We start from the raw sequence: 21134 nt of genomic DNA, 5'->3' as shown, positions 1-21134 counted from the left end.
TGACGTAATGCACTGACACAGGGCGCAGGTAGGGGACAAGCTGATGTAGGAAGTCGGGGGATCGATTGAAACCGGGAGTATGTCAGTGAGCGCCATGTCTCTTGCCCTGTTGCTGACCACCGCCGCCGCCACGGCCGTGGGCGCTGCTGCTCTGCACGCTGCTCACGGGCTGCGCAAGCAGGTCACGGCCCTTCGTACGGAGCTGGCCGAGGCCCGTGTGCACGGCGTCACCGTGCCCGCGCAGAGCCGCAGCACCGTCACCCCCGTCGCCGAGATACGCGCGGCCGTCGCCGAAGCGCTGGCCGAGGAACGCGAGCGCGAGCTCGCGGAGGCCCGCGCCTTCTGGGCCACCCAGGAAGCGCGCGATGCCGCCGATGCCCCGTCCCTGCTGGGCGGCCTGACCGGGGTGGGCGAGGACGCCCCGTTCTTCATGCCCCGTCAGGCCGACTTCGCGGGCCTCGACGCGATGGACCTCGACGCCGGCGAAGCCCTCGACGAGCTGGTGGAACTGACGGAGCTGGCGGACATGACCGAGCTGCCCGGGACGGCGGAGTTCGCCGAGGACTCCCCCGAACTGGCCGCCGCCCGCCGCCGGCACCCCTCGCACCCCGACTTCGTACCGGTGCAGACCCCGGTCGTCACCGACCACGAGCGCACCGTGAACCGTCTCGAAGAGCTCGCCGACAGCCGTACGGAACTGGCCGATGTGCGCCCCGGTCCGCTCGGCACGCTCGACGTCTATGTCTTCGCCGACGGCACCACGCTCTGCATGACCCCCGGCCACCGCGAGACGGCCGAGCGGCTGGCCGACTCGCTGCTCGCCGGCGAGCACCCGGTGCTGCTGGGCGGCTCCGGCGTCTCCGGCGCGTACGCCCTGACCTTCTCCTGCGGCAAGGAGAACGTCTACATCCTCGCCGACCGCGTCATCGCCTCGTTCTGACACCGCGGCATCCGGGCACAGCGGCTCTCGCCGGCCGCCGCCCCCGGGGGCGGTCCCCCGGACTGCCGCCCGCCGCTACGCGAACGCGCGCGCAGCGGCCTCGTCCACGAATTGCACGGCCTCGTCCAGCTCAGCCGACGGGGCCGTTTCCAGTGCCACCGCCAGATCGCGCCCCGCCACGGCGAGTTGGTCGCCGATCGAGAAGATCCCGGCGTCGGGCAGGGCGTGCGGCTCCCGGTCCGGCGCCTCGATCCGCTGGGCGCGCAGCGCCAGTTCCCGCGCCGCGGCAAGTCCTTCGGCGGCGGCGCCGCGCTGGAGGCGGCTCTGCGGGGCGGCACGCAGCCGGTCGGCGAATCGGTCCACGGCGGTGATCAGCGGGGTCGTATCGAGCACTCCGCGACCCTACGCGCCCTGACGGGACGGTTGCCAACGGGCCGATGCTCGGGCACGGTGTCGGCAAGGACCAGCAACGCGCAATGCGTCGGAGGCGCCGATGTCCCAAGTCTTCTCCGAAGAAACCCATCGCAATCTGCTCGCCCGGATCCCCCGCTGCACCGGTCGTGAAATCACCGACTGGCTCCGCACCGTGGAGGAAGGACCCGCTCTCCGCTTCGAGGAGAAGGTCAGCTGGCTGCGGAGCGAACACGACCTCGCCTATGGACACGCGAAGGCACTCATCCACGAGTACGACCTCAGAAGGGCCGCCCGCAAGCTGCTCTAGCGACGGGCGTGGAAAACGGGAACGGCCCGCAGGCAGTGCCTGCGGGCCGTTCCCGTCGTGCGGGTGCGGGCCGATCAGTCGTCGCCGCTGAGGATGGAGAGCAGACGCAGCATCTCCAGGTAGATCCACACCAGGGTCATGGTGAGGCCGAAGGCCGCCAGCCAGGACTCCTCGCGGGGGGCGCCGTAGGCGATGCCGTCCTCGACCTGCTTGAAGTCCAGGGCCAGGAAGCACGCACCGAGGACGATCCCGATGACGCCGAAGAGGATGCCGAGGCCGCCGCTGCGGAAGCCCAGGCCGTCACCGCCGCCGAAGACGGCGAACAGCAGGTTGACCACCATCAGGAGCATGAAGCCCATGGCGGCGGCCATCACGAAGCCGTAGAAGCGGCGGGTGACGCGGATCCAGCGCATCTTGTACGCGAGCAGCACACCGGCGAAGACACACATGGTGCCCATCACCGCCTGCATCACGACGCCCGGTCCGATGTACGTGCTGACCGCGCTGGAGATCACTCCGAGGAAGACACCCTCGAAGGCCGCGTACGAGACGATCAGCGCCGGCACCGGCCTGCGCTTGAAGGACTGGACGAGCGACAGGACGAACGCCACCAGGGCGGCGCCGATCGCGATGCCGTACGACTTGCCGAGGTTCGCCTCGTCGACCGGCAGCAGCGCCCAGGCGAGCGCGGCGCCGAGCACCACGGTGCCCAGCGTGATCGCCGTCCGCGTGACGACGTCGTCGATCGTCATCGCGCCGGTGCGCGCCGGTGCCTGCGGGGCGCCGTACTGGGCGTCCGGCTGGGCGTAGGGGTTGGTGGCGTACGGGTTGGCGGCGGTGCCCTGCGCGTACGGGTTGGCACCCGCTGCGGGGGCCCCGGCCTGCGGCGCCGCGTTGAAGCCCGCGTATCCGTTGTCGCGGCTGAAGCCCCGTCGCGAGAAGACCGGGTTGCTGCTCCTCATCTCACTCCTCCATGGCCACCCTGCGTGGCCTTCCCACAAGAGTAATGGGTAGGCAAAAGAATCAGACTACTGCTTGGGGAGGATCTTTGCGGATACCTGTCCGGAGCGACACCCGCCCGTCGGCCGCCGGGCCGCGCGGCACCGCGCAGAAAACCGGCTGCGCCCCATACCGTCCGGGCCCGCGGTCCAGTAACGTGCCGACCGACCGGTTTTACGGCGTCATCGCGTTACGGCGTCATCGCGCCCGGACGACAGGAGCGGCGGCTGAAGTCATGGAGCATGCGCTGCGCGTGGCCCGCCAGCCCGGAATCGGTCGTGGTCCGAGGCGTTCCGCCGGCTCGGCCTCCGAGTGAGTAGTGGTGCCTGGAACCGGACTCGAACCGGTACGCCCCCGAGGGGCAGCGAGGTTTAAGCTCGCCGTGTCTGCATTCCACCATCCAGGCCTGGCGCGCGGCTCCGCGTTGGCACATGACCCTATCCGGGGACTTCCCCCGAACAGCGGATCAGTGGCGCGATGTTGTCTTATTTTATTGACCGTTTGAGGGGTCGTCAGCACTCGCGAAAGGGCATCGCCACATGCCTGGGCGGGGTAGCGGGCGCGGCGGCCGGTAATCCGGATTGACGTAAAGTCGCCGCACCCGGACGGAGCATTCACCGGGCACGCGCCGACGGCCGCCGCGGGCGCGCCACCGGGCCCGGCCCAGGGGCCGCGACGGACCGGTCCCGGCGGTGGTCCCCCGGACCGACGCCTCAGGGTCGGTGTCATACCGCAGGAGGACGCAGGGCCTTCCCGGTGCGACTCAAGACTGTCCCCGGAACGGGCACGCGGACTGACGTCCGGCGGCGGAACAGCGGTGACGATTGAAGGGTTCCGAACAAAATCCCGGACGAGCCCTCGGCCGGAGCCCCGAAACAGGAGATTCCCGTGACCACTTCCACCGCACCCCGCGTCACCACGGTGGCCGCCCGCGCCACGGACCTGTCGAAGGTCTACGGAGAGGGCGAGACCAGGGTCACGGCCCTGGACCGGGTCTCCGTGGACTTCCCGCGGGGCGAGTTCACCGCGATCATGGGCCCGTCCGGCTCCGGCAAGTCCACGCTGATGCACTGCGTGGCCGGCCTCGACAGCTTCAGCAGCGGTTCGGTACGGATCGGCGACACCGAACTGGGCTCCCTCAAGGACAAGCAGCTCACCCAGCTCCGCCGGGACAAGATCGGCTTCATCTTCCAGGCGTTCAACCTGCTGCCCACGCTGACGGCCCAGGAGAACATCACGCTCCCCATGGACATCGCGGGCCGCAAGCCCGACGCCGCGTGGGTGCGCCAGGTCATCGACATGGTGGGCCTCTCCGACCGGCTGAGCCACCGGCCGACCGAGCTCTCCGGCGGCCAGCAGCAGCGCGTCGCGGTGGCCCGCGCCCTGGCCTCGCAGCCGGAGATCATCTTCGGTGACGAGCCGACCGGAAACCTGGACTCCCGCTCCAGCGCCGAGGTCCTCGGCTTCCTGCGCAACTCGGTGCGCGAGCTCGGGCAGACCGTGGTGATGGTGACCCACGACCCGGCAGCCGCCTCCTACGCGGACCGGGTCATCTTCCTCGCGGACGGCCGGATCGTCGACCAGATGCTGCACCCCACCGCGGACGGGGTCCTCGACCGGATGAAGGCGTTCGACGCCAAGGGCCGCACCAGCTGAAGCCCGCCCTTCCCCGCGCCCCTTTCCGGAACCCCTCCCCATCCCAGGACTGACAGACATGTTCCGTACCGCCCTGCGCAATGTGCTCGCGCACAAGGCCAGGCTGCTGATGACCGTCCTCGCCGTGATGCTCGGCGTGGCCTTCGTCTCCGGCACGCTGGTCTTCACCGACACCCTCGGCAACGCCCTCCGTAACCAGTCGGCGAAGAGCTACGACGACGTCGCCGTGGCCGTCACCACCTACGCCGACCAGCGCGACGAGAAGACGGCCGGCATCACCGCCGCCACCCTGAAGAAGATCCAGGGCCTGGACGGCGTCGACACCGCCACCGGCCGGGTCTCCGGCTTCGCCGGGGTCGCCGACCCCGACGGCAAGCTGATCGGCAACGGCTGGTCGAACACCGGCGGGAACTACTCCCCCGGCAAGAACGGCAAGGACTCCGCGTACACCTTCGTCGACGGTACGGGCCCGGTCGCGGCCGACCGGATCGCGCTCGACAAGGAGACCGCGAAGCGGGGCGAGTACCACGTCGGTGACCGGGTCCGGGTCGCCACGAACGGGCCGGTGAAGGAGTACACCCTCTCCGGTGTCTTCACCACCGAGGACGGCGCGGTCAACGCGGGCGGCAGCCTGGTCCTCTTCGACACCGAGGTCGCCCAGAAGCTCTACCTCAAGCCCGGCGTGTTCAGGGACGCCAACGTGTCCGCCGCGCCCGGCGTCTCCGCCGAGAAGCTGCTGGCCGGAGTGAAGCCGCTGCTGCCCAAGGACGCAGAGGCCCAGACCGGCCAGGCGCTCGCGGACGATCAGGCCAAGCAGATCGAGGACGGTCTGAGCGGTCTCAACGGGATGCTGCTCGCCTTCGCCGGCATCGCCCTGTTCGTCGGTGTCTTCCTGATCGCCAACACCTTCACCATGCTGGTGGCCCAGCGCACCAAGGAGCTGGCACTGATGCGCGCCGTCGGCGCCTCCCGCCGCCAGGTCAAGCGCTCGGTGCTCCTCGAAGCGGCCGTCGTCGGCGTGATCGCCTCGGTCGTCGGCTTCGCCCTCGGTCTCGGCCTCGCCATCGGACTGCGCTCCGCGATGGGCCTGTTCGGCGGGAAGATCCCGGCCGGACCACTGATCGTCTCGCCCACCGCGGTCATCGCCGCGTTCGCCGTCGGTGTCCTGATCACCGTGCTGGCCGCCTGGCTGCCCGCCCGCCGGGCCGCCAAGATCCCGCCGGTCGCGGCGATGAGCAGCGTGCACGCGACGGCCACCGTCAAGTCCCTGGTGCTGCGCAACTCGATCGGCGCGGTGCTCACCCTGCTGGGCGGGGCGGCGATCGTGGCGGGCGCGGCCAAGTCCGGTTCGACCGGCCGGACCGTCATCGCCGTGGGTGCCTTCCTCACGCTGATCGGTGTCATCGTGCTGATCCCGCTGCTGTCGCGGCCGGTGATCGCACTGGTCCGCCCGCTGCTGAAGCGGCTGTTCGGGGTCTCCGGCAAGCTGGCCGCGCAGAACGCGGTCCGCAACCCGCGCCGTACCGGTGCCACCGCCTCCGCGCTGGCGATCGGCCTCACCCTGGTCACCGGCATCTCGGTCCTCGGCGTCACCCTCGGCCAGGCGGTCGACCGGATGACCACGGACAACATCAAGGCCGACTACATGGTGACGATGGCGAGCGGCGGTCCGCTCGACGAGTCGGCGCTCACCGCCCTGCAGAAGGCCGACGGGGTCTCGGCGGTCTCGCCGCAGCAGGCCACCGCGCTGGAGGTCAAGGGCGAGTACCACGCCGCGTCCGCCGTCATCCCCGGCGAGGTGCAGCAGCTCTTCGCGCTGCCGACCGTCTCCGGCTCGCTCGACGCGCTGGACAGGGGCGAAATAGCCGTCGACGAGAAGACGGCCAAGTCCAACGGCTGGAAGACCGGCGACACCCTCCGGGTGAAGTTCGACGACGACAAGAAGGGCGAGCTGAAGGTCGGGGCGGTCTTCGAGGGGAACGAGATGCTTTCCCCGGTCCTGCTCCCGAAGAACGTCGCCGATGCGCACGGCAGCATGTCGGACATCCGCGAGATCTGGCTGAAGATGGACGGCGGCGCGAGCGAGGCCAACGAGCAGGCCCTGGTGAAGGCTCTGGGTGACAACCCGGGGATGAGCATCATGGACCGTCAGGACATCCGTGACATGTTCGGCGGCTCGGTCAACCTCGCGATGAACATCATGTACGGGCTGCTGGCGATGGCCCTGATCATCGCGGTGCTCGGGGTCATCAACACCCTGGCGATGTCGGTCTTCGAGCGCCAGCAGGAGATCGGCATGCTGCGGGCGATCGGCCTGGACCGGCGCAGGGTGAAGCGCATGATCCGGCTGGAGGCCGTGGTCATCTCGCTCTTCGGCGCGGTGGTCGGTGTCGTGCTCGGCATGTTCCTCGGCTGGGCGATCGGGCAGACCCTGTCGTCGGACATCCCGGAGTACGCGCTGGTCATCCCGTGGGACCGGATCGCGGTCTTCCTGGTGCTGGCAGGGGTCGTGGGTGTGCTGGCCGCGCTCTGGCCGGCCCGCAGCGCCGCGAAGCTGAACATGCTGACGGCGATCAAGACCGAGTAGCGAATTGGGCGGCATCGCGCCGGACGCGCCCGAGGGCCGGTACCTGCAGCACGGAGCTGCGGGTACCGGCCCTCGGTCCGTCCCGGTGTCAGCCGGTCGCGGACGCCGTCCAGTCGCGGGCCCGCAGCGGCATGCGGGAGGACCCGCCCGTCGCCGGACGCACCACGAGGATCTGGTTGACGCCGATCTTGTTGTGCTCGAAGGAGAGGGCGGAGGCGGCCATGTAGAGGCGCCAGACCCTGGCCCGTCCGGGCGAGGTCATCCGGACCGCGCGGTCCCAGTGCTCCTCCAGGTTGGCCACCCAGCGGCGCAGGGTCAGCGCGTAGTGCTCGCGGAGCGACTCGACGTCGCGGGCCTCGAAGCCGGCCTCTTCGAGGGTGGCCACGGTCCGGCCCACCGGGGCCAGTTCACCGTCCGGGAAGACATAGGCGTCGATGAAGTCGTCCACGTGGTACGCGGACTCGTCCTTCTCGGGGCGGCGGGCGATCTGGTGGTTGAGCAGCCGGCCGCCGGGCTTGAGGAGTGCGTAGAGGTCGTCGGCGTACTCGCGGAAGCGGGCCGAGCCGACGTGTTCCGCCATGCCGATGGACGAGATGGCGTCGTACGGGCCGTCCCTGACGTCCCGGTAGTCCTGGACCCGGATCTCGATCCGGTCGGTCAGTCCCGCTTCCGCGATGCGCTTCCTGGCGAAGGCGGCCTGTTCGACGGAGAGGGTCACTCCGGTGACGCGGGCGCCGTACTCGCGGGCGGCGTGCATGGCCATGGAGCCCCAGCCGCAGCCGACGTCGAGGAGGCGGTCGCCCTCCTTCAGCGCGAGCTTGCGGCAGACCAGGTCGAGCTTGTCGCGCTGGGCGTCCTCAAGGTTTCCGCCGTCCTCCCAATAGGCGCAGGAGTAGACCATGGACGGGCCGAGGACCAGTTCGTAGAAGTCGTTGCCCACGTCGTAGTGGTGGCTGATGGCCTCCTTGTCGCGACGCCTGGTGTGGAGGGTGCCGGTGCGGCGGCGCACCTCCTCGGGCGGCGGGGGCGGCGGGGGCCAGGGGCCGGCCAGTTGCAGCAGCCCCTTGGCGAAGGCCCGTACCCCGGGGTCGCGGACCGGGTGGACGCTGTCCTTGGCGTCGGCCCCGCGTTCCCAGATCAGTGAGGCCATCAGGTCCAGGGCCTCGTAGAGATCGCCTTCGATGTCGAGCTCGCCCGCCACCCAGGCGCGGGCCAGGCCCAGTTCGCCCGGCTTCCAGAGCAGCCGGCGCAGCGCGCGGCGGTTCCGGATCACAAGTACGGGGGCCCCGGGCGGTCCGGATTCGCTGCCGTCCCAGGCCCGGATACGGACCGGCAGCTTTTCTCCCAGCAACTCCTCGGCGAGAGCGGTCAGCCGCAACGCGGCGTCTGCCATGGCGCACACCTCCGTGATGGTGTTCCCAATGTGCCCAAACATGGTCGAACATGCCTGCAACCACGCCGGGCACCCGTGCGCCGCGACGAGGTACGTACCCGTCAACAGTCTGCGCAGCGCACGCCATCCCGCTACAGCGCAATGGAAGGGCAAAATAGCTGTACACCACATGCATCCGTTCGCCGGGCCGACCCGCGGCGCCCCGCACCACGCCCCGCCGCGCGGGACCGGGTACGCCGAAGGGGCCGCCCGCACCACGGATGGCGGACGGCCCCTTCGGGCGTTGTGCACGTACTGCGCGGGCGAGTGGGCCCGCGGTCGGACTAGGAGGCCTTGGCCTTCTCGCCCTCGGCCTTGGCGGCGGCCGGCGCCGGGGCCGGCTTGGCGGCCTCGTAGAACTCCTCGCGCGGCGTCTCCATGGCGCCGAGCGAGACGACCTCGCGCTTGAGGAACATCGCAAGGGTCCAGTCGGCGAAGATCCGGATCTTACGGTTCCAGGTCGGCATCGCCATGCCGTGGTAGCCACGGTGCATGTACCAGGCGAGGCGTCCCTTGAGCTTGATCTTCATCTTGCCCATGACGATCATCGCGACGCCCTTGTGCAGCCCCAGACCGGCGACCGCACCCTTGTTGGCGTGGCTGTAGTCCTTCTGCGGGAAGCCGCGCATCCCGGAGATGACGTTGTCGCCGAGGACCTTGGCCTGCCGCAGCGCGTGCTGCGCGTTGGGCGGGCACCAGGCGTTCGGGTTGCCGGCCTTGCGGCCGACCATGTCCGGAACCTGGGCGTTGTCGCCCGCGGCCCAGATGTAGTCGGTGCCCTGCACCTGGAGCTTCTCGGAGGTGTCCACGTGACCGCGCGGACCGAGCGGCAGGCCGAAGCGGGCCAGCGCCGGGTTCGGCTTCACGCCGGCCGTCCACACGATGGTGTTGGAGTCGACCTCGAGGCCGTTCTTCAGGACCACGTGACCGTCGACGCAGGAGTCCATGGAGGTCGAGAGGAAGACCTCGACACCACGGGACTCCAGGTGCTCCCGGCCCCAGGTGCCCAGCTTCGGGCCGACCTCGGGAAGGATCTTGTCGGCGGCGTCGACGAGGATGAAGCGCATGTCCTCGCGCTTCACGTTCGTGTAGTACTTCGCCGCGTCGCGGGCCATGTCCTCGACCTCGCCGATGGTCTCCGCACCGGCGAAGCCGCCGCCCACGAAGACGAATGTCAGCGCCCTGCGGCGGACGTCCTCGTCGGTCGTCGAGTCGGCCTTGTCCAGCTGCTCGAGGACGTGGTTGCGCAGGCCGATGGCCTCCTCGATGCCCTTCATGCCGATGCCCTGCTCGGCGAGGCCGGGGATCGGGAAGGTGCGGGAGACCGCACCCATCGCGATGACCAGGTAGTCGAAGGGCAGCTCGTAGGCCTCGCCGACGAGCGGCGCGACCGTGGCGACCTTGCGGTCCTGATCGATAGTCGTGACGCGGCCGGTGAGTACCTCGGCCTTCGGCAGTACGCGTCGCAGCGGGACGACGACATGCCGAGGCGAGATGCTGCCGGCAGCAGCTTCGGGGAGGAAGGGCTGGTACGTCATGTACGAGCGCGGGTCGACGACCGTGACGGTCGCCTCGCCGTAGCGCATCTTCTTGAGAATGCGTCGAGCTGCGTACAGGCCTACGTACCCACCGCCTACTACGAGGATCCTGGGACGCTCCGTGGTGCTCATGCCATCGAGTATCCACCCCCCTCCGAGGGCATGCTCGTGAGCCCCTTCACAAGCTATGAGCAACCTTCTGCTACACTTCGCCGCCCACGTGACCGAGGTCATGGCACCGCGGGGGAACCACGGTGCGACGGCGAACGTTGTTCACCGCTTGTGAGCTGGCCCTTGGCCCTCCGGACGGGGTGAACCACCGCTCCGATTCATCTACCGGCAACACGTCCGGAACACTTCCGTACGGAGACCCGACGGCCCCGCGAGCGGCTCCGGATACCCGAACGGACCAGAACTGCCCTCCGCGGGGCCGAATTCCTTGTGAAGAAGTTCACGAACTTCGTCGCACCGTGTCTCGCGAACCACCGCCCACGCGGCCCACACCGGCTCAAAGGTGCAGGCCAAAGCCCGCATGAGCATCGGGGTTCTAGGCGATCGACCAGCCGATTCCGTCGAGGATGTCGTGCTCGCTGACCACGACTTCCCGGGCCCCGGTCCGCTCCATCACAGCGAGCAGGATCAGCGCCCCGGACGTGATCACGTCGACCCGTCCCGGATGCATCGCGCCGATCGCGGCCCGCTCGGCGTGGGTGGAGCCGAGGAGCCGTCCGGTGATCTCCCGGACCTGCTCGAAGGAGATCCGGGAGTGGTGGATCGCCTCGGAGTCGTACGCGTCGAGCCCCAGGGCGATAGCGGCGATCGTGGTGACCGTCCCCGCGAGGCCGACGAGGGTGGCGGCCCCGGTGAGCGGGACGCTCTCCTCGGCGAGGTCGAGGGCGGCCTCGATGTCGGCCCGGATCGCGCCGATCCGGTCGGCGGTCGGCGGGTCGGTCACGACGCCGTCGCGCACGAGGTGCCGCTCGGTCATCCGTACGCAGCCGATGTCCACGGAGCGCGCGGCCCGCACATGGTCGTCGCCGACGACGAACTCGGTGGAGCCGCCGCCGATGTCCACGACGAGATACGGCTTCGCCAGGTGATCGCGGCCCGCGAGCTCCTTGGTGGCTCCGGTGAAGGAGAACTCCGCCTCCTGGTCACCGCTGATCACCTCGGGCTCGACGCCCAGGATCTCCAGCACCCCGCGGACGAACTCGTCCCGGTTCTCCGCGTCACGGGAGGCGGAGGTGGCGACGAAGCGGATCCGCTGCGCACCGTGCTCCTTGATCACCGCCGCGTACTGACGGCAGGCCGCGAACGTCCGCTCCAGGGCCTCGGGGGCGAGCCGCCCGGTCCGGTCGACGCCCTGGCCGAGGCGGACGATCTCCATCCGCCGGTCGAGCTCGACGAGCTCACCGGTGGACGGGTCCGCGTCGGCGACGAGCAGGCGGATGGAGTTGGTACCGCAGTCGATGGCGGCCACGCGGGTCATGAAGCACTCCCAGATCAAGCTCCTCCGGCGTTCGAGGAGCAAACCGAGCCCCTCCGGCGATCGAGGAGCGGGGGTCCGGGGGCGGAGCCCCCGGGAGACGAACGGTCAGCCCTCGTCCGGCGCGCCGCACGGCGAGACGCACGGCCCCTTGCGCCACCACTCCGGCAGCATCGCGATGGCCTCGTCGCCCAGCGGGTTCACCCCGGGCCCCGCGGCCAGCGAGTGCCCGACCAGGACGTGCAGGCACTTCACCCGGTCCGGCATGCCACCGGCGCTCGGGAAGCCCTCCAGCACCTCGATGGCGTCGCGCCGTGCGATGTAGTCCTCGTGAGCGGCCCGGTACGCGGCGGCCAGCTCGGGGTCCGTACCGAGGCGCTCGGTCATCTCCTTCATGACCCCGTTCGCCTCCAGCGTGCCGATCGCGGACGCGGCACGCGGGCACGTCAGGTAGTACGTCGTCGGGAACGGCGTACCGTCCTCCAGCCGGGGCTGCGTCTCGACCACGTCCGGGTTGCCGCACGGGCAGCGGTGCGCAATCGCGCGCAGACCGCGCGGCGGGCGGCCCAGCTGCTGCTGGAACGCGGCGATGTCCGCCTCGGTGGGCGCGGTGGACTCGGTCTGGGGAGGGGGCGTTTCCATGCCTGCCTAGGTTCTGATCGGGCTGCTCGAACTGCGGTTCTGCAGATGGATGAAGAGAGTCAGTCGCGGTCGGCGCTGTCGACGCCGTCCCAGAGGTTGGAGTGCCACGGCCGGCCGGACTCGTCCGTCCTGCCCTCGCGCTCCTTGACCGCGTCGGGGTCGATCACCGTGTAACCGGTCTCCCCGGGAAGAAGGTAGTGCAGGTGCGTGCGGGCCAGCTGCCTGATGTACGCGTCGTCCTGGAGGCGCGCCTTCTCGTCGCGCAGCTCCTCGGTACGGGCCTTGGCCTCCCGCGCCAGGCGCTCCTGGTCGGCGATCTCGTCCTGCTGCGAGACGTACTGCCGCATCGGGTACGCGAGCGCGACCACCAGGGAGCAGACGATGAGCACGAGGAAGGCCGCCCGGCCGGTGAGCCGTGAGCGGCGGGCCTGACGGCGGTTCTGGGAACGGTAGACGCGGGCGGCGGTCTGCTCGCCGAGCAGCCGCAGCCGGGTCGCGGTGGAGAACCGGTCCCGGTCCTTCGCGGCCATGTCTCCGCCTCCCCACTACGCACGTCCGTCCCCGCACACGGTACGGGACCGAGTGCGGGGACGGACGGACGCCATGGCCTTCGGCCCCTGACGGGCCGAAAGGGATGCTCAGCCCTTGAACCGCGGGAACGCCGAGCGGCCCGCGTACACCGCGGCGTCGTCGAGGATCTCCTCGATGCGCAGCAGCTGGTTGTACTTGGCGACGCGGTCCGAGCGGGCCGGGGCGCCGGTCTTGATCTGGCCGCAGTTCACGGCGACCGCGAGGTCGGCGATGGTGACGTCCTCGGTCTCGCCGGAGCGGTGCGACATCATGCACTTGAAGCCGTTGCGCTGGGCCAGCTCGACGGCGTCCAGGGTCTCGGTCAGCGAGCCGATCTGGTTGACCTTGACGAGCAGGGCGTTGGCGGAGCCCTCCTCGATGCCGCGGGCCAGGCGCTCCGGGTTGGTGACGAAGAGGTCGTCGCCGACGATCTGCACCTTGGCGCCGAGCTTGTCGGTGATGACCTTCCAGCCGGCCCAGTCGTCCTCGTACAGCGGGTCCTCGATGGAGACCAGCGGGTACGCGGAGACGAGCTCCTCGTAGTACTCGGTCATCTCGGCGGCCGAGCGGGACTTGCCCTCGAACTCGTACTTGCCGTCCTTGTAGAACTCGGACGCGGCGACGTCGAGCGCGAGCGCGATGTCCTTGCCCGGGGCGTAGCCGGCTTCCTTGATGGCCTCGATGATGAGGTCGAGGGCGGCGCGGTTGGACTCCAGGTTCGGCGCGAAGCCGCCCTCGTCGCCGAGACCGGTCGAAAGACCCTTGGTCTTCAGGACCTTCTTCAGCGTGTGGTAGACCTCGGCACCCCAGCGCAGCGCCTCGGAGAAGGACTCCGCGCCGATCGGCGCGATCATGAACTCCTGGATGTCCACGTTGGAGTCGGCGTGCGAGCCGCCGTTGAGGATGTTCATCATCGGAACGGGCAGCAGGTGCGCGTTCGGGCCGCCGAGGTAGCGGAACAGCGGCAGGTCCGAGGCCTCGGAGGCGGCGTGGGCGACGGCCAGCGAGACGCCGAGGATGGCGTTGGCGCCGAGCGAGCCCTTGTTCTCGGTGGCGTCCAGGTCGAACATCGCCTGGTCGATCAGCCGCTGCTCGGTGGCGTCGTAGCCGACGAGCTCCGGGCCGATCTGCTCGATCACGGCGAGGACGGCCTTCTCGACGCCCTTGCCCTGGTAGCGGTTGGGGTCACCGTCGCGAAGCTCGATGGCCTCGAACGCACCGGTGGAGGCGCCGGACGGAACGGCAGCACGGCCCGTGCTGCCGTCGTCGAGGCCGACCTCTACCTCGACCGTGGGGTTTCCACGGGAGTCGAGGATTTCCCGGGCTACGACGACGTCGATGGACGGCACGAGGCATCTCCTTCTGGGATATGACGCTGGTTGTGCAGGGTCACTTTGGCCTTGCGACAAGAGCCTAACCGGCCCGGCCCGCTGAGCCCGACGACCGCCCGACCCCTGGGACGAAAAAGGACCCGAGGGCGCACATTGCCGGTCAAACAGGCAGAAATTTACTGGCCAGTAACTACAACACTTGAACGGTCCGGCGCTCCCCCGAGCGCAGACGGCCGAACCCCGGCCCGGCGCATACGGGGGAATGCGCGCCGGGCCGGGGTGCTCGGGGAGGAGAGAGCCTCGACTACTTCGTCAGGTGCAGCTGCTGACCCGGGTAGATCAGGTCGGCGTCCTTGACGATGTCCTTGTTCAGCTCGAACAGCTGCTGCCAGCCGCCCTCGACCTTGTGGTCGGCCGCGATCTCGCTGAGGGAGTCGCCGGAGACGACCTTGTACTCGCCGTCGCCCTTCTCGACCTTCTCGCCGGTCGGGGTGGTGACGGTCTTCTTGGACTCGGCCTGCGGGGCGGCGGAGCGCTCCGAGCGGGAGGCGGCGGGGGCCTCGGTGCGCTCGCTCTGCTTCGGCTGGGCCTGCTGGGCCGGCTGCGACTGCTGCTTCGGGGCGGCCGGGGCGCTCTGCTGCTCGGAGGCGCCGGAGCTCGCGGTGGAGTTCGAGGAGGAGCCGGTGTTGACGCCCGGGTCGACACCGTCGTTGGTCAGGTTGCCGGCACCGGCGCAGGACCAGGCACCCGGGCCCTGCATGTCGAGGAGCCGCTCGGCGGTGGCGATCTGCTGGGCCTTGGTGGCCAGGTCGGCACGGGCGGCGTACTGCGTACCGCCGGCGGCGGCCCAGCTGGACTGCGAGAACTGCAGACCGCCGTAGTAGCCGTTGCCGGTGTTGATGGACCAGTTGCCACCGGACTCGCACTGGGCGACGGCGTCCCAGGTGGCGACGGAGGCGGCGGAGGCGCTGGTCGCACCCATCAGGGGCACGGCGACGGCGGCACCGGCGACACCGGCGAGCGTGGCGATACGGACGGCCTTGGACGGGCGGCGGTGCTTGCCCTTGCTGGAAAGCAGCATGGAACTTCTCCTCACCGACGCCTACGAGGTGAGCTGTCGGGTTCGGGCCAAGTGAGTTGCCCGGTCGCACGTCCTAGCACGCGACTTCACCCCAAGCCGGTCCTGATGCGTCTTTCGACGATCGGGCCCGGCGCTTACCTGGGTCCCCCGCTCCTGCCTACGGCGCTTTACGCGTCTGTTCCCTTCGACCGACGGCAGGATTCGGCGTGACGGTCGACGGGGCCCGCGGTGCGAGCGGTTCCGACCGTAAACATACGCAACCCCCACATTCAAAGACGGACACATCGGACAATCGACCCGTACTTGCATCTGAAGAACCGTCGTTTCCGCAGGTGGGACGTGATGCGGAAGGGCCTCCCGGGCGCGACACGCCAGTTGACGCAAAGAGACCCATGTCTCACTTACGCATAAGCGGACATAGGTCCCTGAACTACCCCGATTTTTGAGGTGCTTTTAGTCGATTATCAGACTGCTCTCACTGGGCCTTCACATCGAGATCGAGGCTCTGGCCAGGGAGGATGAGGTCCGGGTCGGAGCCGACGGCACCCTTGTTGGCCTCGTAGAGCGCGGGCCAGCCTCCAGGGACCTTCTGTGCATCAGCAATCGACCAGAGGTTGTCGCCGGGCCGGACGGTGTACGTGCCGTCAGCCGTCGGCTCGGCCGTGTCGCGCGCGCCGTTGCCGCCGCGGGAGGCGTGACGGCCCGACTCGCGACCGCCGCCGCCGTCCGTGCCCCGGCTCCCCTCGGTGGCCGGCACGCCGCGGTGCCTGCCACCCGCATCGCTGGACGAGTCGGGCGAATCGGACGCGTCACGGGGGGTACCGGAGGACGCCCCGGGAGACGGAGTGCTCGAAGTCGAGGGCTTCGGGGACCGCGAGGCCTTCCCTGACGGCTTGTCGGTCCTGTCCGAGCCGTCCGCACCGTCCACGTCGTCCGAGCCGTCCGAGGCGCTCCCGGACGGCGTGGCGTCGTCGGACGGGTCCGCCGACGCGTCGTCAGCCGGCTTCGCGCTCCCGGTCGGGTCGTCGGCGGGAACGGAGCCCGGGTCGACCCCCGGCAGCGTCCCGTCCACCGCGAGGCCCGAGATGACCGCACAGCTGGGCCAGGCCTGCGGGCCCCGGCCGTCCAGGACCTTCTCGGCCACCTCTATCTGCTGCGCCCGGCTGGCGAGGTCGGCGCGCTCCGCGTACGCCTCACCGCCGTACGCCTTCCAGGTCTCCGGCGAGAACTGCAGGCCGCCGTAGTAGCCGTTCCTGAAGTCGGCACTCCACGCGCCGCCGCTCTCGCACTCGGCCACCCGGTCCCAGGTCGTGGCGTCGGCCGCGTGCGCACCGGACGCGCCGAGCAGCGGGATGGCGATGGCCGATCCGGTCACGCCCGCGGCGACGACGATGGCGGGTGCCTGACGGGGGCGACGGTGTCTGCCGTTCGCGGAGCCCATGGGGTTGCCTTCCGTGTGACTGACATGTGACTGGTGAGTCGAACGGTGAACCTAGCGGGACTCGAACGCGCGTCACAAGTCGATGCAGCACAGATCACGTGAAAGTCACAGAATTGACGGACCGTCACTTCCGGTGGTCAGGGGCCCCGGCGTGAACTCCACGGGGAGCGTGCGAAGTCCACGCATGATGAGCCCGCCACGCCACCGCAAATCGGTAGGTTCCACCGCAAGCCGCAGGTCCGGAAGGCGGTTCAGAAGCGTGGCGAGCGCGGTCTGTCCCTCCAGCCGGGCGAGCGGAGCTCCCAGGCAGTAGTGGATTCCGTGCCCGTATCCGAGGTGCTGATTGTCACGCCGCGCGAGGTCGAGCGTGTCGGGGTCCTCGAAGCGCTCCGGGTCGCGGTCGGCCGCGGCGAGCACCACGAGCACGGGGTCCCCGGCCGCGATGTCCTGCCCGCCGAGCGTCAGCGCTTCGGTGGCGAACCGCCAGGTGGCCAGCTCCACCGGGCCGTCGTACCGCAGCAGTTCCTCGATCCCGGTCTCCAGCAGCCCGCTCTCCCCCGAGTCGAGCGCGCGCTGGAGCCGTTCCCGCTGCCCGGGGTTGCGCAGCAGCGCGTAGACCCCGTTGCCGATGAGGTTGACCGTCGTCTCGAATCCGGCGAAGAGCAGGATGAAGGCCATGGCCGCGGCCTCGTTCTCGGTGAGGTGCTCGCCGTGGTCGCTGGCCCGGATCAGCCCGGAGATCAGGTCGTCCCCCGGGTTCTCCCGCTTGCGGTGGATCAGTTCGGCGAGATAGCCGCGCATCTTCTTCACCGATCTGGCCACCCCGCCGCGCGGACCGCCGCCGTGGCGGATCATCATGCCCGCCCAGTCCCGGAAGTCGTCCTGGTCCTCGGGCGGGACGCCGAGCAGATCGCAGATCGCGTAGATGGGGAGCGGGAAGGCGAAGTCGTGGATGAGGTCCGCCTTCCCCTCCTCGATGAAGCGGTCGATGAGGCGGTCCGTCAGTTCCTGCACGCGCGGTGCGAACTCGGCGACCCGGCGCGGGGTGAACGCCTTGGAGACGAGGCGGCGCAGCCGGGTGTGGTCGGGCGGGTCGATGTTCAGCAGATGCGTCATCAGCTCGGCCTTGCGCTCGCCCGGGATGCCGGTCTTCCCCTTGGCGTGCGCCGGCTCGGCGTGGTGCGCCGGGTTCTTGGAGAGCCGGGAGTCGGCGAGCGCCTGCCGCGCGTCCGCGTACCGGGTCACGAGCCAGGCCTCGACACCGCTGGGCAGTGCGGTCCGGTGCACGGGGCTGTGCTCGCGCAGCCAGGCGTACGCCGGGTACGGGTCGGTGGCGAACTCCCAGGTGAAGAGTTCGGGTGCGCCGACGGGGCAGGCGGCGGGCTGATCGGTGGGGCGGTCGGCGGGGCTGTGGTTCACCCCCCGACGTTATCCGTTGCCCCCGGACGTCATCCGTCGCCCTCCGGCACGGTCCGTCGTCGCCCTCCGGCACGGCCCGTTCCGTCGCCCCTAGGCGTTGCCCTCCGCCGTCCTGATGGCGTCGCGGTAGGCGCGGCCCGCGGCCCTCAGGGCGGCCTCGGGGTCGATACCGTCCTGCTCGGCGCGTACGGCGAGGGCGAGGAGCTCGTAGCCGATGCCGTCGCCGGTGGGGAGCGGCACGTCGAGCCCCGCGGTACGGACCCGGCCGGCCAGCTTCGCCGCCAGGGCCAGACCGGGCTGGCCGAGCGGGACTCCGTCGGTGACCGAGTCGCGCTGCTTCTCGATGGCCTTGGTCCGCAGCCAGTGCGCGTGCACGTCCTCCGGGGTCTCGGCGCTCTCGTCGCCGAAGACGTGCGGGTGGCGGTGGATCAGCTTCTCGACGAGGGTCGCGGCCACGTCGTCGACGGAGAACGGCTCCGCCCCGTCCTCCTCGGCGATCCTGGCATGGAAGACGACCTGGAGGAGCACGTCGCCGAGTTCCTCGCGCAGCTCGTCGCGGTCGCCGTCCTCGATCGCCTCGACGAGTTCGTACGCCTCCTCGATGGCGTACTTGGCGAGGCCCTTGTGGGTCTTCTGCGAGGTCCACGGGCATTCGAGCCTGATCCGGTCCATGACCTGGACCAGATCGAGGAGCCGGGCGCCCGGCAGGTCGTACGAACCGGGCAGCAGCTCCAGGTCCGGCATCCGCACCCGGCCCGAACCGGCGAGCCGGGCCAGACCGTCGGTCAGCGGCCGGTCGCCCTCGCCGCCCGCGAGGACGACGACGGTCCGGCCGCCCGCACAGGCGTCGACGAGTTCCTGCGCGGTGGACACGGAGTGCTCGACCGTGACGCCCGCCTCGCGCAGATACGGCAGCTGCGGGTGGTCCGGCTCGGCGCAGAGCACCCGGTCTGCGGCGTGCAGCGCCTGCCAGGCGGGCCAGGACAGGAGTCCGGGCGCGACGCGGTGGCTGGCGGTGAGCAGAACGATACGGCCGGGGTCTTCAGCGTTCACCGTTCGAATCTACCTCGGTCGTTCGCGTCGCCCGTTCCGCGGCCGGTCAGGCGCCGGCCTCGGTGTCCGCGCCGGCCTGCTTGGTGACCTGGGTGATCCAGGGGGCCTTGTAGTCGGCGAGCTGGGTCTGCTTGCTGTCCCAGGTGCCGTAGCGCGGATTGACGTCGACGCGCAGTGCCTTCGACGCCTTGCCGAGCGCCTCGCCGACGGCCTGCTGACCGGCGGGCTGCTGCAGGTCGGCGCCGAGCGCCTGGGCCAGCTTCGTCAACTGGACCTGCTCGCGCAGGACGGCGTCGATCTGGCCGGGGGCGACCCAGCCCCGCTGGAGCATCGCCGTCCGCAGCTGCGCCTCCCCGCCGGACTGGGCCGCCGCGGTCCTGCGCATCTGCTGGATCTCGTCGCGGTTGACGCTCACGCCCGCGTCCTGCGCGGCCCGGTCCAGCACCCGGTCGAAGATCATGGTTTGCAGTTTGACCCGGCTGAGCTGCCCGGACTTGTCGATGAGCTGGGAGGCGTCCTTCGAATCGCGCTGGGCCTCGCGTACGGCCGCCACCTGGCTCTGCAGCGTGGAGACCTCGATCCGGTCCCCGCCGACGACGGCCGCGGCGCCCGGGTGGGCCTCGCTGCCGCAGGCGGTCAGGAGTGGGGCGCCGGCGAGCAGGGCGGCGGAGACGGTGAGCGCGGTGCGACGGCGGCGGTGCAAAGGAACCTCCCGGGGAGACTTTGTGCATCAGTGCACAAGACCTTGCGGTGATCGATGTTAGGCAGTGGACGTGGTTGGGGCCACCGATTCGACCAACGATTCGGAAGGAGTTGGGGATATGGGCCCGCCCGGGACCGCCCGGGGCCGCCCGGCGGGGCTCAGGGCACGCGCTCGACCGACGGGGCCGGGGTGTCCGGTCGCAGCATGATCGTGCGCGAGACGACGAAGGTGATCGGGATGGCCGCCGCGGCCGCGACCAGCGGCGCGTACCGGCTGCTGAACCCGGCGAGGTCGACCAGCAGATAGACACCGCCGGTCGTGATGACGAAGTTGGCGGCGTTGGTGAGCGGGAAGAGCAGGAACTTCCGCCAGGTGGGCCGGGTCCGGTAGGTAAACCAGGAGTTCAGGAAGAAGGAGCCGGTCATGCTCAGCGCGAACGCGATCACATGGGCGGCGATATAGGGCAGCCACGTCAGCAGGACGAGGTAACAGCCGTAGTGCGTGCCGGTGTTCACCACTCCCACGAGGGCGAATCGGGCCATCTGTGCGGTGACCGTCATCGGCGTACGAACTCCTGGGGCTCCCGTATCCTCTGCGGCGCCCCGGTGTTCGTGGCCTTGACCAGGAAGTGCGGGCGTCGCTTCACCTCGTAGTAGATACGGCCGACGTACTCGCCGACCACCCCGACCATCACCATCTGGACCCCGGCGAGTGCGGTGACCACGACGAGAAGGGTGACATAGCCGGGGGTGTCCACCCCCTGCACCAGGGCGACCCCGACGATCCACGCCGCGTAGGCGAAGGCCACCGACAGCAGCAGCATGCCCAGGTAGAGAGCGGCGCGCAGCGGTTTGTTGTTGAAGGACAGCAGCCCGTCGAGACCGTAATTGAGCAGCTTTCCGAAGGTCCAGGCGGAACTGCCCTGTTCGCGGACGGCATTCTCGTAGTTGAAGGTCGTCGTACGGAATCCCACCCAGGCGAAAAGGCCCTTGGAGAACCGGTTGTATTCGGTGAGTTCCAGTACCGCGTCGACGGTGCGGCGGGACAGCAGCCGGAAGTCCCCGACGCCGTCGACCAGTTCCACGTCCACCAGGCGGTTGATCAGCCAGTAGTAGGCGCGGGCGCTGAGGGTGCGGGTGACGCGGTCGCCCTTGCGGGTGCGGCGGGCGATCACCTGGTCGTGGCCCTGCGCGTGTTCCTCCAGCATCCGGCCCACGAGCTCGGGCGGGTGCTGGAGGTCGGCGTCCATGATGACCACGGCGTCGCCCTCGGCGTGCTGGAGGCCGGCCAGCATGGCGGCCTCCTTGCCGAAGTTCCGGCTGAAGGAGACATAGCGGACCCGTGGGTCGGCGGCGGCCAGCTCCTGGAGGATCACCAGGGTCCGGTCCGCGCTGCCGTCGTCGACGAACACCAGCTGGAATTCATGTCCCAGCCCGGCCATTTCGTCCGTGACGCGTTCATGGAAGCGTTCGAGGATCTCTTCCTCGTTGAAACAAGGCACCACCAGAGAGATCAGCACGGATGTACATCAGCGC

At 69.9% G+C, this 21134-nt stretch carries 19 protein-coding genes, 1 tRNA gene and 1 riboswitch; of the genes, 4 read left to right on the top strand and 16 right to left on the bottom strand.

Annotation, left to right across the window (positions count from 1 at the left end):
* Nucleotides 1–79 precede the first annotated feature (79 nt).
* Complete coding sequence (locus ACFV8T_RS20260; RefSeq protein ID WP_385329127.1) at nucleotides 80–940, top strand: hypothetical protein; 861 nt, start codon at nucleotides 80–82, stop codon at nucleotides 938–940.
* Nucleotides 941–1015: 75 nt separating this feature from the next.
* Here the strand turns inward: ACFV8T_RS20260 and ACFV8T_RS20255 are convergent, their stop codons facing one another.
* Entirely contained in the window at nucleotides 1016–1333 is a 318-nt protein-coding gene (locus ACFV8T_RS20255; protein ID WP_385329126.1) for a hypothetical protein, read from the bottom strand.
* Nucleotides 1334–1433: 100 nt separating this feature from the next.
* Here ACFV8T_RS20255 and ACFV8T_RS20250 point away from each other — a divergent pair, with 100 nt between their 5' ends.
* The gene (locus ACFV8T_RS20250) at nucleotides 1434–1661 is read left to right on the top strand and encodes a DUF4287 domain-containing protein (RefSeq protein WP_266418379.1); all 228 of its coding nucleotides are present in this window, start codon (nucleotides 1434–1436) and stop codon (nucleotides 1659–1661) included.
* A gap of 74 nt (nucleotides 1662–1735) precedes the next feature.
* Here ACFV8T_RS20250 and ACFV8T_RS20245 read toward each other — a convergent pair whose 3' ends face one another.
* A complete protein-coding gene (locus ACFV8T_RS20245) occupies nucleotides 1736–2623 on the bottom strand; it encodes a Bax inhibitor-1/YccA family protein (RefSeq protein ID WP_385329124.1) in 888 nt (295 codons plus the stop codon).
* A gap of 357 nt (nucleotides 2624–2980) precedes the next feature.
* Nucleotides 2981–3066: transfer RNA gene (locus ACFV8T_RS20240), tRNA-Leu, on the bottom strand.
* 482 nt (nucleotides 3067–3548) lie between these two features.
* Here ACFV8T_RS20240 and ACFV8T_RS20235 point away from each other — a divergent pair.
* Both ACFV8T_RS20235 and ACFV8T_RS20230 read left to right on the top strand, forming a co-directional pair.
* The gene (locus ACFV8T_RS20235) at nucleotides 3549–4316 is read left to right on the top strand and encodes an ABC transporter ATP-binding protein (protein WP_385329122.1); all 768 of its coding nucleotides are present in this window, start codon (nucleotides 3549–3551) and stop codon (nucleotides 4314–4316) included.
* A 58-nt stretch (nucleotides 4317–4374) separates the two neighbouring features.
* A complete protein-coding gene (locus ACFV8T_RS20230) occupies nucleotides 4375–6903 on the top strand; it encodes an ABC transporter permease (RefSeq protein ID WP_385329120.1) in 2529 nt (842 codons plus the stop codon).
* An 88-nt stretch (nucleotides 6904–6991) separates the two neighbouring features.
* Here ACFV8T_RS20230 and ACFV8T_RS20225 read toward each other — a convergent pair whose 3' ends face one another.
* From ACFV8T_RS20225 to ACFV8T_RS20165, 13 genes are all read right to left on the bottom strand, one after another.
* The gene (locus ACFV8T_RS20225) at nucleotides 6992–8296 is read right to left on the bottom strand and encodes a class I SAM-dependent methyltransferase (RefSeq protein ID WP_385329118.1); all 1305 of its coding nucleotides are present in this window, start codon (nucleotides 8294–8296) and stop codon (nucleotides 6992–6994) included.
* A 323-nt stretch (nucleotides 8297–8619) separates the two neighbouring features.
* Entirely contained in the window at nucleotides 8620–10005 is a 1386-nt protein-coding gene (locus ACFV8T_RS20220) for an NAD(P)/FAD-dependent oxidoreductase (RefSeq protein ID WP_124722938.1), read from the bottom strand.
* Between the two features lie 415 nt (nucleotides 10006–10420).
* The gene (locus tag ACFV8T_RS20215) at nucleotides 10421–11362 is read right to left on the bottom strand and encodes an exopolyphosphatase (RefSeq protein ID WP_385329117.1); all 942 of its coding nucleotides are present in this window, start codon (nucleotides 11360–11362) and stop codon (nucleotides 10421–10423) included.
* 105 nt (nucleotides 11363–11467) lie between these two features.
* Entirely contained in the window at nucleotides 11468–12001 is a 534-nt protein-coding gene (locus tag ACFV8T_RS20210) for a DUF501 domain-containing protein (protein WP_124722936.1), read from the bottom strand.
* A 59-nt stretch (nucleotides 12002–12060) separates the two neighbouring features.
* Nucleotides 12061–12531, bottom strand: coding sequence for a septum formation initiator family protein (locus tag ACFV8T_RS20205; RefSeq protein WP_385329115.1), 471 nt, complete (start codon nucleotides 12529–12531; stop codon nucleotides 12061–12063).
* A 108-nt stretch (nucleotides 12532–12639) separates the two neighbouring features.
* Nucleotides 12640–13920 (bottom strand): phosphopyruvate hydratase, encoded by a 1281-nt coding sequence (gene eno, locus ACFV8T_RS20200; protein ID WP_385329114.1) that lies wholly within the window; start codon nucleotides 13918–13920, stop codon nucleotides 12640–12642.
* A gap of 286 nt (nucleotides 13921–14206) precedes the next feature.
* Nucleotides 14207–14983: a transglycosylase family protein gene (locus tag ACFV8T_RS20195; protein WP_385329113.1), complete on the bottom strand. Its 777-nt coding sequence runs from the start codon at nucleotides 14981–14983 to the stop codon at nucleotides 14207–14209.
* 3 nt (nucleotides 14984–14986) lie between these two features.
* A riboswitch (cyclic di-AMP (ydaO/yuaA leader) is annotated at nucleotides 14987–15158 on the bottom strand.
* A gap of 300 nt (nucleotides 15159–15458) precedes the next feature.
* Nucleotides 15459–16424 carry a transglycosylase family protein gene (locus ACFV8T_RS20190; RefSeq protein ID WP_385329111.1) on the bottom strand — a complete coding sequence of 322 codons (966 nt, stop codon included), beginning with the start codon at nucleotides 16422–16424 and terminating at the stop codon, nucleotides 15459–15461.
* Between the two features lie 105 nt (nucleotides 16425–16529).
* Nucleotides 16530–17843: a cytochrome P450 gene (locus tag ACFV8T_RS20185; protein WP_385329110.1), complete on the bottom strand. Its 1314-nt coding sequence runs from the start codon at nucleotides 17841–17843 to the stop codon at nucleotides 16530–16532.
* A 90-nt stretch (nucleotides 17844–17933) separates the two neighbouring features.
* Complete coding sequence (locus tag ACFV8T_RS20180; protein WP_385329109.1) at nucleotides 17934–18896, bottom strand: nucleoside triphosphate pyrophosphohydrolase; 963 nt, start codon at nucleotides 18894–18896, stop codon at nucleotides 17934–17936.
* 46 nt (nucleotides 18897–18942) lie between these two features.
* Complete coding sequence (locus ACFV8T_RS20175) at nucleotides 18943–19599, bottom strand: SurA N-terminal domain-containing protein (RefSeq protein ID WP_385329107.1); 657 nt, start codon at nucleotides 19597–19599, stop codon at nucleotides 18943–18945.
* A 158-nt stretch (nucleotides 19600–19757) separates the two neighbouring features.
* Nucleotides 19758–20159 carry a GtrA family protein gene (locus ACFV8T_RS20170; RefSeq protein WP_385329105.1) on the bottom strand — a complete coding sequence of 134 codons (402 nt, stop codon included), beginning with the start codon at nucleotides 20157–20159 and terminating at the stop codon, nucleotides 19758–19760.
* Nucleotides 20156–21118 (bottom strand): glycosyltransferase family 2 protein, encoded by a 963-nt coding sequence (locus ACFV8T_RS20165; protein WP_385329103.1) that lies wholly within the window; start codon nucleotides 21116–21118, stop codon nucleotides 20156–20158. The genes ACFV8T_RS20170 and ACFV8T_RS20165 overlap by 4 nt, the downstream gene beginning before the upstream one ends.
* Nucleotides 21119–21134 lie beyond the last annotated feature (16 nt).

Origin of the sequence: Streptomyces sp. NPDC059832 (genome assembly GCF_042731715.1) — a bacterium.
GTDB lineage: Bacteria > Actinomycetota > Actinomycetes > Streptomycetales > Streptomycetaceae > Streptomyces.
Note: the sequence above shows the minus strand (reverse complement) of the source record. Positions and strands in the feature narration are given on the sequence as shown.

Excerpts from the sequence above, each read along its gene's own strand:
- ACFV8T_RS20260 (WP_385329127.1), top strand. The coding sequence starts at position 80 with ATGTCAGTGAGCGCCATGTCTCTTGCCCTGTTGCTGACCACCGCCGCC.
- ACFV8T_RS20250 (WP_266418379.1), top strand. The coding sequence starts at position 1,434 with ATGTCCCAAGTCTTCTCCGAAGAAACCCATCGCAATCTGCTCGCCCGG.
- ACFV8T_RS20245 (WP_385329124.1), bottom strand. The coding sequence starts at position 2,623 with ATGAGGAGCAGCAACCCGGTCTTCTCGCGACGGGGCTTCAGCCGCGAC.
- ACFV8T_RS20230 (WP_385329120.1), top strand. The coding sequence starts at position 4,375 with ATGTTCCGTACCGCCCTGCGCAATGTGCTCGCGCACAAGGCCAGGCTG.
- ACFV8T_RS20225 (WP_385329118.1), bottom strand. The coding sequence starts at position 8,296 with ATGGCAGACGCCGCGTTGCGGCTGACCGCTCTCGCCGAGGAGTTGCTG.
- ACFV8T_RS20220 (WP_124722938.1), bottom strand. The coding sequence starts at position 10,005 with ATGAGCACCACGGAGCGTCCCAGGATCCTCGTAGTAGGCGGTGGGTAC.
- ACFV8T_RS20215 (WP_385329117.1), bottom strand. The coding sequence starts at position 11,362 with ATGACCCGCGTGGCCGCCATCGACTGCGGTACCAACTCCATCCGCCTG.
- ACFV8T_RS20210 (WP_124722936.1), bottom strand. The coding sequence starts at position 12,001 with ATGGAAACGCCCCCTCCCCAGACCGAGTCCACCGCGCCCACCGAGGCG.
- ACFV8T_RS20205 (WP_385329115.1), bottom strand. The coding sequence starts at position 12,531 with ATGGCCGCGAAGGACCGGGACCGGTTCTCCACCGCGACCCGGCTGCGG.
- ACFV8T_RS20195 (WP_385329113.1), bottom strand. The coding sequence starts at position 14,983 with ATGCTGCTTTCCAGCAAGGGCAAGCACCGCCGCCCGTCCAAGGCCGTC.
- ACFV8T_RS20190 (WP_385329111.1), bottom strand. The coding sequence starts at position 16,424 with ATGGGCTCCGCGAACGGCAGACACCGTCGCCCCCGTCAGGCACCCGCC.
- ACFV8T_RS20170 (WP_385329105.1), bottom strand. The coding sequence starts at position 20,159 with ATGACGGTCACCGCACAGATGGCCCGATTCGCCCTCGTGGGAGTGGTG.